Origin of the sequence: uncultured Limosilactobacillus sp., assembly GCF_934202235.1 — a bacterium.
Classification (GTDB): Bacteria; Bacillota; Bacilli; order Lactobacillales; family Lactobacillaceae; genus Limosilactobacillus.
In genome coordinates this window covers 1-13,332 of the sequence record NZ_CAKPXS010000001.1, presented here as the reverse complement: position 1 = coordinate 13,332, position 13,332 = coordinate 1, and the positions used below count along the sequence as shown (strand labels likewise).

Sequence of the window (13,332 nt, the reverse complement as noted above, 5' to 3'; positions counted from 1 at the left end):
CACTGTTTGGAATCGGTAGCTTTATCTTTGCTATAACGGAAGGTGCGTATGGCATGGCCCATTGGTTTAGTGGGCATGGTGCTACCATCATTATAGCCTATATTGTTTTTCTTGCTTTGAGCTATGTAATATGTCTAATTACCAACGTATATCAACTTACAAAAAACATCGAAGACCTCAACCGAAATCGAGATGGCCTTAAAAATCAACATGAGATAGATGTTAAGGATAAAAAGGCACTGAAACAGAGAATTTCTTTTCAAGAATCAGTTCTTAATCTGATAATGAATTCTCTATCTGAGCAACAAGCAAAAGACATTAATCAAAAATTGATGTTAATGAAGGAGATTAAGGAAATTGAAGAAACAAATGAAAATAGCGAAGATAATTAGTACTAAGCAAATTGTTGTCAATTCAGGTAAGGATGATGGTCTAAAAGTTGGAGATAGATTAGAAATTATTGACAAATTTGGGACTGAACCGGTAATAGATCCGGATACTGGAGAAAACCTTGGGACGTTAGACGTAAGCAAAGGCATTGTTTATGTTTCTAAGGTATATCCAAAAATGGCAATTGCTGACGCACCAAGTCACCATGTCGATTCTACCTTATCAGCCAATTTTTCTCCAAAGCAACAGTTGTCAGGTATCCTTCGCAGTGCAAGTAGCATCTATGGTTTTGATGAGCAAGACGATTTAAATGTTGACCCCAATCAAATTACCGGTGATCTGCCTACTGATGATATGAAACCAATACGAGTCGGTGACATTGTAATAAAACGCCCTAAATATGATTATTAATAGCAATAGGAGACAATTATGGAACTATGTAGGATTAAGAATTTAGATACCGGTTTGTATCTTTGCAAATCGGCCGATGTTTCAAATGAATCTAGCAAAAAACACGCCCTTATCTACTGGTATGATACCGCCAAGAAACTTGTTGAGTCGTCAAACATGATTATGCAAGCTATTTATAACGTGAAAAATAACGGCAAAAAATTTCCTGGATTTAAGATTGAACCAGCCAGTCTTGATAGTTTTTACTCACTAGATGAATGGAAACAAATTATTGCTCAATACGCACGACGCAAGGGTATCAGCAAAGAACTAGCTACTAAGGAATTCATTTGGCAACAAATTGATTTTTGGGATTCTTGGGCAGTTTGCAATCCATTTGAGGATCATGACCTACCACATATCTTATCGGCACAAGAAAGATTATTGTAGATAAAAAAGCCCACCGACAGTGGCAGCTGTCAGTGGACCAAATGTTGATATAAAACCAGACACGTTTAATCAACAAACTACGCAGAGGCGTAGTACATCCTGCTATGCTCTAAAAAGCTATAGGAGGCGTGCTCTTTCATTCTAACACATAGGAGGTATAAATTACTATGGCACAATTTGTTAAACGTGGCAGTGGCTGGGAAGCCCGCCTGCGTCCTTATGACCGCAATGGCAAACGTCATAACATGTCTAAAGGCGGTTTTAAGACTAAGGCTGCTGCCCGTATCTGGGCAACCGAAGTTAACGAAAAATTTCATAAAGGTGTTGATCTATCGCAAGACATTACCCTGCTACATTACTACCATAGTTGGGTTGAGGAATACAAAAAGCCTAAACTTTCCCATATTACCTTAAACCGCTATAAAATCATCGAGAAATTTCTTGATAGGTACTTCTGTAATGTTGAACTTAAAGACATTACTCGAAGTCAGTATCAGCACTTTATCAATGAGTTTGGCAGCGACCATGCGCCAGAAACGGTCAAGAAAACTAATTCCATCATCCGCGCATGCGTTCAATCGGCTATCTTAGATGGCTATATTTATCGCGACTTCACCCAGAGAGTTACCCTGACAGCCAATCGCAATCGTATTTTAAAAGTTGAGTACTTAAACCTCAAAGAGATTAAACGACTGCTAGGAGCTGCTACAAGCCGCTTAGACCCTCGATACACTTCCCGTTACATGATCATTGCAGCGATCTATACTGGTGCCCGTCTATCTGAATTACAAGCTTTAACCTGGAAAGACATCAACTTCCTGAAACACACCATTACAATCAATAAATCATGGGACGCTACGGAATATACTTTTAAGCCGGCTAAGACACAATCAAGCAATCGGACCATCATTATTAACGATCAGCTTTTGACATACCTGCGACAGTTACGCGCTAAAAATAACTCGACAATGGTTTTTCAAAATATCTTTGGCACCATCCCCACTAGTAACGGTGTCAATAAGACCCTGCGTAACCTGTTAGCTAGCCTTAATATCAGTAAAAAGAATTTCCACTTTCACAGTCTTAGGCACAGCCATGTGGCTCTACTGGTTGATCAAGGCATCGATGCTTATGACATTAGTAAGCGACTTGGTCACAGTAGTATTTCAATCACCCTCGATGTTTATGGGGATATGTTCGACGAATATAAGGAAAAACGGGACAAACAAATTGTGGCGGCGCTGAATACCCTGTGATGACGGGCAGAATCGCGTGTCCTATTTGTGGCCCATTTGTGGCCCAAATTGAAATTTTCTGGGTTTTTCTTGGTTTTTGCTCACTTTTAGTAAGTCTATATAAAATGCCGATAAACGTTGATATATCAACGTTCATAGCACTTTTTCAATAACAACAAAAAAGAGGAAATCTTCTCAGATTTCCTCGCTAATGCCCCAAACAGGATTCGAACCTGTACATGGTTACCCATACAACGACCTGAACGTTGCGCGTCTGCCAGTTCCGCCACTGGGGCATTTCTTTAATTAGTTGTCATTGGCTTGCCCTCAAACAACGATATTTAATATACCTGATATCTTCATTTCTTGCAAGGCCTTTTGGCAAATTTTTTGAATTTATTTTTTGAATGCTCTGAATCGTTATTAAACCAGGGGTTTTCGCAACAACAATCTATTTTTTCTCCCCCAACAAAAAATTTCCCACTTTTGCTCTTGACAATCATTAAAATATCATTAGAATGTTAGACAACAATTTAATTAATCGATCTCAATGAGAAAGAAGAGTAACCACTCAGCTTAGCTTCAGCGAGTCCCGTTTGGTGCAAGGGGATAGTTTAACTGCCTGGTGAAAATCACTTTCGAGTCTAAGTCTTAACTACCAATAAGACCTAGTGGTTACACCCATTACCGTGTCAGCATATCGCCAAGTGGCCGTATGTGAAGGCAGTGTCCAACACTGTAATCAAAGGGTGGTACCGCGCTCAGGCGTCCCTTAATCAGCTTTCGCTGGTTAAGGGACTTTTTTGTTGGGATCGAGTCAAGCGTAATTATCGATTGGAGGAATTATTCATGCAAGATCTCAGCAAACGATCACTCACCTGGCGAGATTACCTGGTGGTTGCATCCCTACTTTTCGGCCTGTTCTTTGGTGCCGGCAACCTGATTTTTCCCTTACACCTGGGGCAGCTGGCGGGCGCAAATTGGGGAACCGCCGCACTCGGGTTCCTGGTTACCGGTGTTTTATTACCACTATTTTCTGTCCTGGCAGTTGCCATCACCCGGGCAAACGGGGTTTATGACATTGGTCGCCCCCTTGGCACTGCCTTTGCTTTGACCTTTATGGTACTTATCCACGCAACCATCGGCCCGCTCTTTGGGACTCCCCGGACCGCTACTGTTTCCTTTACGGTTGGGGTAGCACCATTCTTACCGAAGGGGGTCGAACACTGGGCACTGTTTGGCTTTTCCGCCCTCTTCTTCGCAGCTGCCTTTGCCTTTTCATACCGGGAAAATGATATCCTTGCGAACGTCGGGAAGGTTTTAAACCCTGTATTCTTGGCACTATTATTCCTTGTTTTTGTTGTTGCTTTTGCCAAACCGCTTGGTAATCCAGCAACTGCACCAGTCACGAAAGCCTACCTGAATGCTCCCTTAACGAACGGTTTTCTGGAAGGCTATAACACGATGGATGCTTTAGCCGGCCTGGCCTTCGGGGTTACCGTGGTTACTGCCGTCCGGTCCATGGGCCAACGTAGTGCTTCCGCTGTTTCCCGGGTAGTTGCCAAATCTGGTGTTCTCGCGGTTGGTGCCATCGGCGTTATCTATCTCCTGCTTATCCTGATGGGCGCAATGTCACTGGGACGGTTTAAAGTGTCAGCCGATGGTGGAGTCGCCTTTAACCAGTTAGTAAACGAATACGCTGGTGTCTTTGGCCAAGTCGTCCTCGCCTTTCTGATCACCGTGACTTGTTTAACGACGGCCGTCGGTTTAGTGGCCGCCTTTGCTCAGGACTTCCACAAACACTTCCCAAGTGTTTCCTACCACACCTGGTTAGCGCTCTCCTGCCTGGCATCGTTTCTCACCGCTAACTTTGGCTTGGATCAGATCATCGCCTGGTCAACGCCAATGCTGATGTTCCTGTACCCCTTGTCAATGGTCCTCATCGTTTTATCAGTAGCTTCACCACTCTTCCACCGCGACGGCGTCGTTTATTTCTTTGTCGTCCTCTTCACAGTTTTCCCGGCACTGGGCGACATGGTTGTTGCCTTCCCCAGCGTCGTAAGCGCGAGTCACTTTGGCAAAATGGTTGCTGGATGGCGTGCCATGCTACCGCTGGCCTCAATGGACCTCTCCTGGGTGGTGCCAGCACTAGTCGGACTGGTTCTCGGCTTAGCTGTTCACTTCATGTTAGCGAAAAATAGTCGGACCGTCACTAACCTGGACTAAGCAAATCGATAACCGAAACACCAGTCGCGTTATATAATTGACGAAGGAGGGTGTTATGATGAATCGAACATTTATGCTTGGCTATTTCCAGGGCGTTATCGAAACGGCCCCGGCGGCGCTTTCGGCGGCCAAAACAACTGAGCTAGCCGTTGCCATGACCGTTCAGCACTTGTACCATGCGCATATCGATCCCGTCAGCATCCATGATTTCTTAATCAACGATGCCCACGTCGATCTACGAATAGTGGCCAAGTACATCAGCCTTTCCGCTGATGAACTCGAAACCGCCCAAGCGCATATCCTAACCATTGCTATGTAACAATTTAAAAAGCACAGCCTGGCACTTCATTCGCCACGCTGTGCTTTTCTTCTGCTCTCAATTAGCTGGTCCCAGGTAAGAACTTTTTACCCCAAACCACTTTTCGTTAATCTTGGCTAACTGTCCATCCCGTTGCAACCGTCCTAAGCCGGCATTAATTTTCCGACGCAGTGTTTTATCACCCTTGCGCATCCCAACAGCAAAAAGGTCGGCAGGCATTTGTGGGTTGGAATAAATGGAGTACTCATCTGGCTTTGCCATGTGCTTGATGTAGTACTCAGCGTAAACCTTATCCATCAAAATTCCCTGTATTCGCCCGGCGTTGAGGTCGATAAAAGCATCCGGGTAAGTATCGTAGAGGACAGGCTTTTTCTTCGCAATTTTGTCTAACAGCAGGTGGGGCTTGTCTTCCAGTGCTTGTTGACCGGTGGAACCACTCTGGGTCCCCAATGTTTTGCCCTTCATGTCATTAAAGTTCTTGATCCCAGCCTTCTTCTTTGTGACCAAGACTTGGGCGTTTTTCAAATAGACCCGGCTAAAGGCAACTTTTTTCGCCCGTTGCGGGGTGACGGAATAACCATTCCAGAGAAGGTCAATCGTCCCGTTTTTCAGTTCAGTTTCCTTCATTGACCAGTCGATAGTCTGAAATTCGGCCTTAATCCCGTACTGCTTAAAGACGGCCCGCGCTAAGTCAACGTCATAGCCCACCAGTTGGCCATTTTTTTTGCGAAAACCCATGGGCACAAAGCTGTCGTCGAGACCAATGATCACCTTGTGGCGACGCTCGATCCGTTGCCACGTATCCTGGTGGTTAGCCCGCTGGGTTTCATTGGTACAGCCACTAAGCAAAAAGAACGGTAACAATAACAAGAATAAGACATATTTGACCCTTTTCTTGCTCATAAAGTATCCCCCTTTCATCCTAGTCTTGACCATCAGCGATTGCTTCAACCTGCAAGAGTTGGTCGGCCACTTTCTGCGCAAATTCCATATCGTGAGTAATAATCAGCTGGGTAGTTCCCCCCTGCTTTAGCTTGAGGATCAATTTGGCAACTTCATCCCGCAAGTTCGGGTCAAGTGCCGAGGTCGGTTCGTCATAGCAAAGAATCTGGGGTTTCATGGCCAGGGCACGGGCAATTGCCACCCGTTGTTTTTGACCACCAGAGAGTTGCCAGGGATACTGGTCCTTAACTTGAACTAACCCTAGTTCTTGTTCCAGCCTTGCCGCCTTCTGATTGGCTGCGGCAACGGAGAGCTTTTGGACTAGTCGCGGCGCCAACGTAATGTTTTCGTTGACTGACAGGTTCGGAAAGAGGTTAAAGTCTTGAAAAACAACCCCAAAGATCCGTTCCCCCTCTGTTTGGGGGTCAAATGACTGACCATTCAGTTTAAATTCACCGCTATCGGCCGTTTCCAGTCCAGTGATGCACCGCAGTAAGGTTGTTTTCCCTGCCCCAGAAGGTCCCACAATACAAAGGACCTCGCAATCATTGACCGTTAAAGTTACGTTATCAAGGATTTGGCGACCATTAAAAGCCTTGTTTAAATTTTTGACAGTTAACATCTTATTTCCCCCTTACTTGAAGTAGGCATAGCGCTTTTCAACCCGGTTTAATCCCCAGGTACAAATTGCAATCATTAACAGGTACATCAGCGCCACAACCAAGAGCGGAACTAGCGTGACATCGCGCGCCGTTGCAACGTTACCAGCACGCAGCAAGTCGCCCAACCCAATAACGTAAACCAGTGATGAATCCTTAACCAAGTTGATGACTTCGTTACCGATCGACGGGATCACAATCTTAACCACTTGTGGAATCACAATCTTGCGAATGGTTTGACCATAGCTGAGTCCCAACAGGCGGGCTGCTTCATATTGCCCATCGTCAATTGACTGGAAGCCGCCACGAAAAATCTCCGCGAAGTAAGCAGCATAGTTAAAAATAAAGGCAAACACTGCGGCGTGGTACCGTTGGAAGACAATCCCCCAAATCGGCAGTCCATAGAAGACAAAGATCAGTTGCAGCAGCAATGGTGTCCCCCGCATCAGCCAAACATAGATATTCAACACCCAGCGTAGTGGTGCCAAACGTGAATTCAAGCCGAGACTGACTAAGATTCCTAGCGGCAATGAGCCCAGTAACGTCCAAAAGAATAATGATAAGGTCACCCCACAGCCGCTAAAGATCGACGGTAGGATTTCGCTAATATAGTGTAATGACATGGTTAAAAACCTCCCCTTAATAAAAACAAAGTCCCCCATGGCTTTGACCCCATGGAGGACGACTAGTCGCGGTTCCACCTCACCTTTATGGCCAGCTTACACTGACCACCTCAATAAGTTCACTCCTGAAAAAGAAAAATCCCCGTACCATCTCTGGTACGAGGGCGATTCCGCGGTTCCACCTCATCGTGCTGCTTTCTCACAAAAGCAGCCTTAGCAAGTTCAAAAGTAAACTCTGCGCTGTAACGGGCGGCTACCGGAATTTCTTACTAATTTCAGAAAATCAACTCGCAGATGTGATTCACGGTCAGCTTGCTGTCTCCTTGCATCAACCGGCGACTTTCTGGTAACAACTTTCCCGCTACTAGTCTGTTCTTTGTTTTTTAATGTTGTTTTAATAATACACTCATTTTCATGCTTGTCAACACTAAAATCAAAAAAGCCCGCCCCGGGACGGGACGAGCCACTTTGGGAAGGAATCTATTTGCACCTTTGCGCTGAAGCATGTGTTTGATAAGTATTGGTATCTTTTCTTTTGATTCAATCTTCCGCAAAGCTGCTAATTATAAGCACTGGTGCACGCTGATGACTTTATGATTTATCTTTATAGTTACTGTTTCTAGTCATCCTTACGCTGCTGCTAGCCTACTAACTTTCGACTGCCAGGCGTCCACAGAAAACTACTCTCGTACTTTCTGATCTGTCCTTCCACACCTTTAATATACCACCTTTTGTAAGCGGTTGCAATTAAATGCTAAGGCTTTACCTTTTCTTAAAGAAAAACAAAAACGTTCCGTCGTCTTAACGAAACGTTTATCATCTTTACTTCAGCCGTGGAGGCTATTAAGGAGCATCATCATCGCAATAAGGTTATTAAGCGCGTGCAGCAACATTGAATTTTTAATGTCACCACTCTTCACATAAACAACTGCCAGAACCATCCCCAGGTAAACGTAGATTAAGAAGCTAACGGGGTTGGTACTAGCATGCTCGCTCCCGAAAACCACACCAGATAAGATGACTTGCCAAAGGACTGACCCGTCCTTAAAGAACAGGTTCATCAAGGCTCCACGGAAAATCAGTTCCTCCGCGATTGGTGTCAAAATCACAGCGGTTAGTCCCATTGTGATCACTGTTACCGGGTTATTACCCATTAGCTGCGCAATATTATTATTGTTAGCCGTTGATGTTTGGTGATAAAGCAGGTAATTAAGCCGTGATAGCACCCCCTCACCGATAAGGATGGCAACATAACCGCCAACCACCCATTTTAACCGACTCCCTAACCCCTGCGGGCGGTGCAAATGACGATCGTAGGTCCGATAAACTTTCAAGGCTACCAAGATAATAAGAGCAAAGGCGACAAGATAAACACTTAAAACTGACCACGTTACCTTGTCAAATTGCCGGTGGTCATGCAATGCCAGCAAAATCGTCGGTGGAATCTGAATAATCAACCCGAGGCCAACCATGATTAACACTCGCTTGAAAAGACTGGTTGACGGTCGCTGGTGGATCATCTGTCGCTTATTATCCATTATTATCACCTGTCCGTTATTAATGTGCCTATCTTAACGGACGGCTCCGATTATTTCAACTCTGCGGTACTCTGGCGCCTGATCAATTGAACTGGCAAAAAGGCCCGTTGTAACTCTAATGCACTATTGTCAATCCGCTTAAAAAGCATCTGAACGGCTGCCGCACCAATTTGGTGGGTCGGCTGCTGAACGGTGGTCAGGGTTGGTGTGACGTATTCATCAAAGTTGATACCATCATAGCCCATGACGGAAATATCATCTGGGATTTGGATGCCCTGCTCCTTTAGCCCTCTCATCAGGCCAACAGCAATTTCGTCGTTAGCAGCAAAAATAGCTGTCGGTTGCTTGGCCAGCACTGCCGCGGTCGATTCGTAACCGCCGCGCATTGTTAACTTGGCTGAAACGACATCTTCGTCAGGAACAAAGTGAATGTGGTGTTCTTCTAATCCGGCCACAAATCCCGCCAGCCGCTGTTGAATATTTGTCGTGGCATCATCCGGCATCACCATTACCACGTGCCGGTGCCCCAGTGACGCCAGGTGCTGAGCGGCAAGACGCCCTCCTTGGTAATCATCAACACCCAAGCGGTCACCACCCCGGCTGCCATTTTGGTCAAAGAGAACATATGGCAAGTGAGCTGGGAGCAAAATTTCATCAATCGTCTTGGTGGTAATCGTTGACGAGGCAATAATCAAGCCATCCACCGACCGTGCCACCAGCTGAGTTAAGTAGTAACGCTCCAATTTTTCATCATGGTTAGCACCAAAAACCAGTGGCATGATTTCTCGCGTCCGGCACTTGTCCTGTACTCCCTGGATAAAAGAACTAAAGAATGAATTCGACATGCTAGGAACGAGAACCCCAATGGTTTGTGAACTATGGAGGATCAGGTTCCGAGCATTAAAGTCGGGAACATAGTTCAGCTTGTCACGCAACTCCAAAACATGTTCACGCGTTCGTTTGCTAAAGCGCTGGCCCTTGCCGTTGAGGATCTGTGAAACAGTCGTTACGGATACTCCCGCTTGGCGGGCGACATCGCGAATAGTCACTTTTTTCTTCATTAAAAGATATCCTTCCGATTTCAGTAAATCAGTTTACTGTATCCAGTTTACGCCAACTGTTTTTAATGAGCAAACGCTTTCTCGACTTTTATTGGTGAAAAATATCACGAAAGACCCCACGCGTCTGTGCCATCTGGTAGCCACGCACCCGGAGGTAGTCAACGTTAGCGAGCAGTACCTGGTATTCCCACAATGATGATAGATCGTGTTCATTGTAGTAATTCATTGTCAAAGAACGTGGTGAGATAACGGTAATAATGCCTTCAAAATCATCCCGCCCCTTGTACTTATTAGTGCCAACAACCACTGGCAGGTGATTTTCCGCCGAATCCTTTAATAATGTCATCAGTAGTGGTTGGTTGGTAAAATCATGAGTTTGTAAAAAGTGCTGCAAATGCCAAATATCAAAGTAACCATTTTCCCGGGCGACTTTGCTCTTTGCGGTTACCGTCGTCAAATAGTCAGTGTTGCTCCGTACCCGGTCAACGCTTGACAAACGGGTCACCATCAGGCAATTGAGTTTACCATCCCAGTCGATTACCAGCATCAAGACATACAAATGATCCATTGTAATGACAAAGCCCACATCAAAGCTGTCGTCACTCCCCAGGTTATAAATCTCAACGAGGGTTCCCTGTTGCTGCGCAATTGTCAGTTCACTACGAATTACTGCCGGACTCATTTTTTTCATTAATCTTTCCTCCTCAAACAATTTATTGTCTCATTGCCGGAGAGGTTTGACAAACTCAACGGACCCGGTGACGCCAAAAGTCAACTAACCAGGTCAGTGACCCGCCACTGATAATTGAGACTGGCCACCAATACCAAGCCATTTTCTTCGTTGCCCCGACATTATTTGTCTCAATCGACTCAGCTGGTTTTTGTCTAGCCGCAGCAGCCGGTTTCTTTTCATTAGCTGCTGGAACCGGTGGCTGTTGATCTTTTTCTTGCTGATTCTCCGCAGTTGCCGGACGATCGTAACGATCCAGCTGGTAAGCTTCAATCAGGTAGTTCAGCTTTTGATGATAGAGATGGTCGGTTGCAAAGACACCAGTGAGCGCCCGCGTTGCTGCTTGATAGTTGTGAGCCTGTTGCCGGTGGACTCCCGCATAAAGTGGCGACTGCAAAAGCTGAGCATAGGCTGCTAGTGCTTCTGCATCGCTCGCGTAGTGGCAAAATGCAGCGGTAGTCTTCACCATCCCCGACCCACTATCTTCAGTTGTGGGCAAAGTGACTGCCCGTTGGTGCGGTAACGCCTTAATCCCAAATAAGTTATGGTGGCCGAGTGCCAAATCACTTTGCCCCCAGTTACTCTCTAAAGCTGCCTGGGCCAGCAACACTGACGGAAAAAGATCGTATTGCGAACCCAGCTGCTGGGCTGCTGGCGCCAAGTGATTCACAAACTGACGCTGACTGACTGACATCGGCAGTGCCTTGTCAGCTGGCGGCCTTTCTTCGTCGACCACCGACGCTGCCGGGGCCGCTGGTGGTGCCGGCTGCTCTTTGGGAACTGCAGATTCTTGCTGCCGATCTTCTTCCTGTTGCTCTTTTAGCCCCCGCTGATAACCTGCCAAGATAAAAGGATCCTGCCACTGCCGCTGACAATGCTGACGAGCGTCATTCCTCCCCACGCGGTAACCGGACCAATAGCGTTGTTCTTCTGTCGACTCCACAGCATTGACACTTTTCATCGGAACAAGACCAATGAGCTGGGTAATCACGAGAGTTGTCACCAATATCCTTGCTTTCATTATTTTGCCCTCCTCACTATTAAGTACGGCAAAAAAAGAAAGCTTAAACTAAAAAACGGTCGCAGCGACCGTTACTTCCTTACATTTTTGGGTATGACGCCTTCTCAATTGCTAAGGGCTGATTATCCTCATCTGTTCTGACAACCATGACATCACAAGGGGCTTCCCGAACAACATAGGCGGTAGTCGAACCAACAATCATCCGTCCCACAACGTTCAGGCCCGAAGCTCCCACGACAACCAAGTCGATCCCTTCCCGGGTAACAAAGCCGGTACTTAACTCAACCTTCGCATTACCGCTGAGGACCTTCGTTGCCACTGCCGACACCCCGGCCGCTACTGCTTCGTTCTTCTTTTGGGCTAATAGCTTCTCCATTGCTGTGGTATTTTGCTGGTAAGCTGACTGGTCAAGAAAACCAAAAGACGACTGCCGACCACTCGCTGGCCCATTAACGATACTGAGAAGGTAAAGTTGCGCTTGGTTACGCTTAGCCGTTGCGATTGCCTTCTTCAATGCCATCGCTGACTGTTTCGAACCATCAATCCCCACTAGTACTTTCTGATACGCCGTCATAATACCGCCTCCCGTAATCAATTACGCTAATTATATCATTAGTCCGCCAACCTTTCTGGTTTTGGTAGTCAAAGAATGTCATAATAGGGGCAATTAGTAGAAAGGGAAGGGGTTTATCGTGAAAAAAATTAACAGTCAGATCGTTTCGGAAGTCGTCCGGCCCCGTCCGGCTGATAGTTTCAAGGGAACTTTTGGCAAGGTGACCCTCGTCGGCGGCAATGAGAACTTCGGTGGCGCCATCATTATGGCCACCATGGCCGCCGTTTATTCTGGCGCCGGGCTCGTCACCACTTGTACAGCACCACTGAATGCTGGCGCACTCCATGCCCAGGTCCCCGAGGCAATGTTTGCTGACATGAATAACGATTCTCAATTAGCAGCACTCGTCGAAAAAGCAACAACCGTTGTCGTTGGTCCGGGATTAGGTGATGACCAAGCTAGTACTCACACCCTCCACGTTGTTTTAGCCCACTTAAAGCCGGAGCAGACGGTCGTCATTGATGGGTCGGCCATCACCATTATGGCTCGTGACCACCTGGCAATGCCCGACTCACATGTCGTCTTAACCCCCCACCAGATGGAGTGGCAACGATTATCAAAAATTAAAATTGCTGACCAACAGCCAAGTGTCAACAAGCCAGTTGTCAAGTCACTGGGGGCAACGGTCGTCCTCAAGTCCCACCGCACGGAAATCTATAACGGCGCCCAAATTTATCAGTTACCACTTGGGACGCCTGCCCAGGCAGTCGGCGGGATGGGCGACACCCTGGCGGGAATGGTTGGCGGTTTCACGGCCCAGTTCCACCAGCAAGGCGTGCGGGCTGTCCTGGCCGCAGTTTACGCCCACAGTGACGTCGCCGAACAAATTGCCGCGCAACAATACATCGTTTTGCCCCACCAGATCAGTCGCGCCCTTCCAGCTTACATGAAGAAAATGTCCATGCAAACGGAAGAACACCGCATCGGCTTTACTAACTAAAAAAAGCCCCCCTCGGGAGCCATTCACATTAAGAAGCATCAGCTTGGTGATCGCAACCTACACAGTCGCAACGCACCACTGCTGGTGCTGTTTTTCTTTTTTCTTCCAGAACTTTTTCAATTTGCTCAATATCGTCAACGCTCAAATCAACGTGTTTGATCACTTCAGCAATAGTCGGCCCGTTCTGGTGTGCAC

At 46.6% G+C, this 13,332-nt stretch carries 15 protein-coding genes, 1 tRNA gene and 1 other annotated feature; of the genes, 7 read left to right on the top strand and 9 right to left on the bottom strand.

What is annotated here, in order from left to right:
* Window positions 1–53: 53 nt before the first annotated feature.
* The 4 genes from Q0E49_RS00080 to Q0E49_RS00065 all read left to right on the top strand — a co-directional run bounded on the left by Q0E49_RS00080 (window position 54) and on the right by Q0E49_RS00065 (window position 2,486).
* Entirely contained in the window at window positions 54–392 is a 339-nt protein-coding gene (locus tag Q0E49_RS00080) for a hypothetical protein (RefSeq protein ID WP_295745329.1), read from the top strand.
* Complete coding sequence (locus Q0E49_RS00075) at window positions 358–801, top strand: hypothetical protein (protein WP_295745327.1); 444 nt, start codon at window positions 358–360, stop codon at window positions 799–801. The genes Q0E49_RS00080 and Q0E49_RS00075 overlap by 35 nt, the downstream gene beginning before the upstream one ends.
* Before the next feature lie 18 nt (window positions 802–819).
* Window positions 820–1,230 (top strand): hypothetical protein, encoded by a 411-nt coding sequence (locus Q0E49_RS00070; RefSeq protein WP_295745324.1) that lies wholly within the window; start codon window positions 820–822, stop codon window positions 1,228–1,230.
* 167 nt (window positions 1,231–1,397) lie between these two features.
* Window positions 1,398–2,486 (top strand): tyrosine-type recombinase/integrase, encoded by a 1,089-nt coding sequence (locus Q0E49_RS00065; protein ID WP_295745321.1) that lies wholly within the window; start codon window positions 1,398–1,400, stop codon window positions 2,484–2,486.
* A 191-nt stretch (window positions 2,487–2,677) separates the two neighbouring features.
* On the opposite strand, the gene Q0E49_RS00060 is transcribed toward Q0E49_RS00065, so the two are convergent.
* Window positions 2,678–2,761: transfer RNA gene (locus Q0E49_RS00060), tRNA-Leu, on the bottom strand.
* A gap of 553 nt (window positions 2,762–3,314) precedes the next feature.
* On the opposite strand from Q0E49_RS00060, the gene brnQ reads away from it, so the two are divergent.
* Together brnQ and Q0E49_RS00050 are read left to right on the top strand one after the other, a co-directional pair.
* Complete coding sequence (brnQ, locus tag Q0E49_RS00055; protein ID WP_295745318.1) at window positions 3,315–4,691, top strand: branched-chain amino acid transport system II carrier protein; 1,377 nt, start codon at window positions 3,315–3,317, stop codon at window positions 4,689–4,691.
* Window positions 4,692–4,749: 58 nt separating this feature from the next.
* Window positions 4,750–5,010: a hypothetical protein gene (locus Q0E49_RS00050; protein WP_295745315.1), complete on the top strand. Its 261-nt coding sequence runs from the start codon at window positions 4,750–4,752 to the stop codon at window positions 5,008–5,010.
* Window positions 5,011–5,067: 57 nt separating this feature from the next.
* Here the strand turns inward: Q0E49_RS00050 and Q0E49_RS00045 are convergent, their stop codons facing one another.
* From Q0E49_RS00045 to Q0E49_RS00010, 8 genes are all read right to left on the bottom strand, one after another.
* Complete coding sequence (locus Q0E49_RS00045; protein WP_295745312.1) at window positions 5,068–5,913, bottom strand: amino acid ABC transporter substrate-binding protein; 846 nt, start codon at window positions 5,911–5,913, stop codon at window positions 5,068–5,070.
* Between the two features lie 19 nt (window positions 5,914–5,932).
* On the bottom strand, window positions 5,933–6,574 hold the full coding sequence (locus Q0E49_RS00040; protein ID WP_295745309.1) for an ATP-binding cassette domain-containing protein: 642 nt from the start codon (window positions 6,572–6,574) through the stop codon (window positions 5,933–5,935).
* A 12-nt stretch (window positions 6,575–6,586) separates the two neighbouring features.
* Complete coding sequence (locus tag Q0E49_RS00035) at window positions 6,587–7,234, bottom strand: amino acid ABC transporter permease (RefSeq protein ID WP_295745306.1); 648 nt, start codon at window positions 7,232–7,234, stop codon at window positions 6,587–6,589.
* A gap of 51 nt (window positions 7,235–7,285) precedes the next feature.
* Window positions 7,286–7,620: a binding site (T-box leader), on the bottom strand.
* A gap of 441 nt (window positions 7,621–8,061) precedes the next feature.
* Complete coding sequence (locus tag Q0E49_RS00030) at window positions 8,062–8,772, bottom strand: type II CAAX endopeptidase family protein (RefSeq protein WP_295745303.1); 711 nt, start codon at window positions 8,770–8,772, stop codon at window positions 8,062–8,064.
* A 50-nt stretch (window positions 8,773–8,822) separates the two neighbouring features.
* Entirely contained in the window at window positions 8,823–9,833 is a 1,011-nt protein-coding gene (locus Q0E49_RS00025; RefSeq protein WP_295745301.1) for a LacI family DNA-binding transcriptional regulator, read from the bottom strand.
* Between the two features lie 88 nt (window positions 9,834–9,921).
* Complete coding sequence (locus Q0E49_RS00020) at window positions 9,922–10,524, bottom strand: hypothetical protein (RefSeq protein ID WP_295745298.1); 603 nt, start codon at window positions 10,522–10,524, stop codon at window positions 9,922–9,924.
* Window positions 10,525–10,579: 55 nt separating this feature from the next.
* Window positions 10,580–11,584, bottom strand: a complete 1,005-nt coding sequence (locus Q0E49_RS00015) for a glycoside hydrolase family 73 protein (protein WP_295745295.1) — start codon at window positions 11,582–11,584, stop codon at window positions 10,580–10,582.
* A gap of 79 nt (window positions 11,585–11,663) precedes the next feature.
* Entirely contained in the window at window positions 11,664–12,158 is a 495-nt protein-coding gene (locus tag Q0E49_RS00010) for a universal stress protein (protein ID WP_295745292.1), read from the bottom strand.
* A 118-nt stretch (window positions 12,159–12,276) separates the two neighbouring features.
* Between Q0E49_RS00010 and Q0E49_RS00005 the strand changes: the two genes are divergently transcribed.
* The gene (locus Q0E49_RS00005) at window positions 12,277–13,137 is read left to right on the top strand and encodes an NAD(P)H-hydrate dehydratase (protein WP_295745289.1); all 861 of its coding nucleotides are present in this window, start codon (window positions 12,277–12,279) and stop codon (window positions 13,135–13,137) included.
* The last annotated feature ends 195 nt before the right edge of the window (window positions 13,138–13,332 follow it).

Bases quoted from the DNA above. Each gene is read 5' to 3' on its own strand.
- Q0E49_RS00045 (WP_295745312.1), bottom strand. From the start codon at position 5,913: ATGAGCAAGAAAAGGGTCAAATATGTCTTATTCTTGTTATTGTTACCG.
- Q0E49_RS00070 (WP_295745324.1), top strand. From the start codon at position 820: ATGGAACTATGTAGGATTAAGAATTTAGATACCGGTTTGTATCTTTGC.
- Q0E49_RS00080 (WP_295745329.1), top strand. From the start codon at position 54: ATGGCCCATTGGTTTAGTGGGCATGGTGCTACCATCATTATAGCCTAT.
- Q0E49_RS00010 (WP_295745292.1), bottom strand. From the start codon at position 12,158: ATGACGGCGTATCAGAAAGTACTAGTGGGGATTGATGGTTCGAAACAG.
- Q0E49_RS00015 (WP_295745295.1), bottom strand. From the start codon at position 11,584: ATGAAAGCAAGGATATTGGTGACAACTCTCGTGATTACCCAGCTCATT.
- Q0E49_RS00025 (WP_295745301.1), bottom strand. From the start codon at position 9,833: ATGAAGAAAAAAGTGACTATTCGCGATGTCGCCCGCCAAGCGGGAGTA.
- Q0E49_RS00040 (WP_295745309.1), bottom strand. From the start codon at position 6,574: ATGTTAACTGTCAAAAATTTAAACAAGGCTTTTAATGGTCGCCAAATC.
- Q0E49_RS00035 (WP_295745306.1), bottom strand. From the start codon at position 7,234: ATGTCATTACACTATATTAGCGAAATCCTACCGTCGATCTTTAGCGGC.
- Q0E49_RS00020 (WP_295745298.1), bottom strand. From the start codon at position 10,524: ATGAAAAAAATGAGTCCGGCAGTAATTCGTAGTGAACTGACAATTGCG.
- Q0E49_RS00065 (WP_295745321.1), top strand. From the start codon at position 1,398: ATGGCACAATTTGTTAAACGTGGCAGTGGCTGGGAAGCCCGCCTGCGT.
- Q0E49_RS00050 (WP_295745315.1), top strand. From the start codon at position 4,750: ATGAATCGAACATTTATGCTTGGCTATTTCCAGGGCGTTATCGAAACG.
- Q0E49_RS00030 (WP_295745303.1), bottom strand. From the start codon at position 8,772: ATGGATAATAAGCGACAGATGATCCACCAGCGACCGTCAACCAGTCTT.
- brnQ (WP_295745318.1), top strand. From the start codon at position 3,315: ATGCAAGATCTCAGCAAACGATCACTCACCTGGCGAGATTACCTGGTG.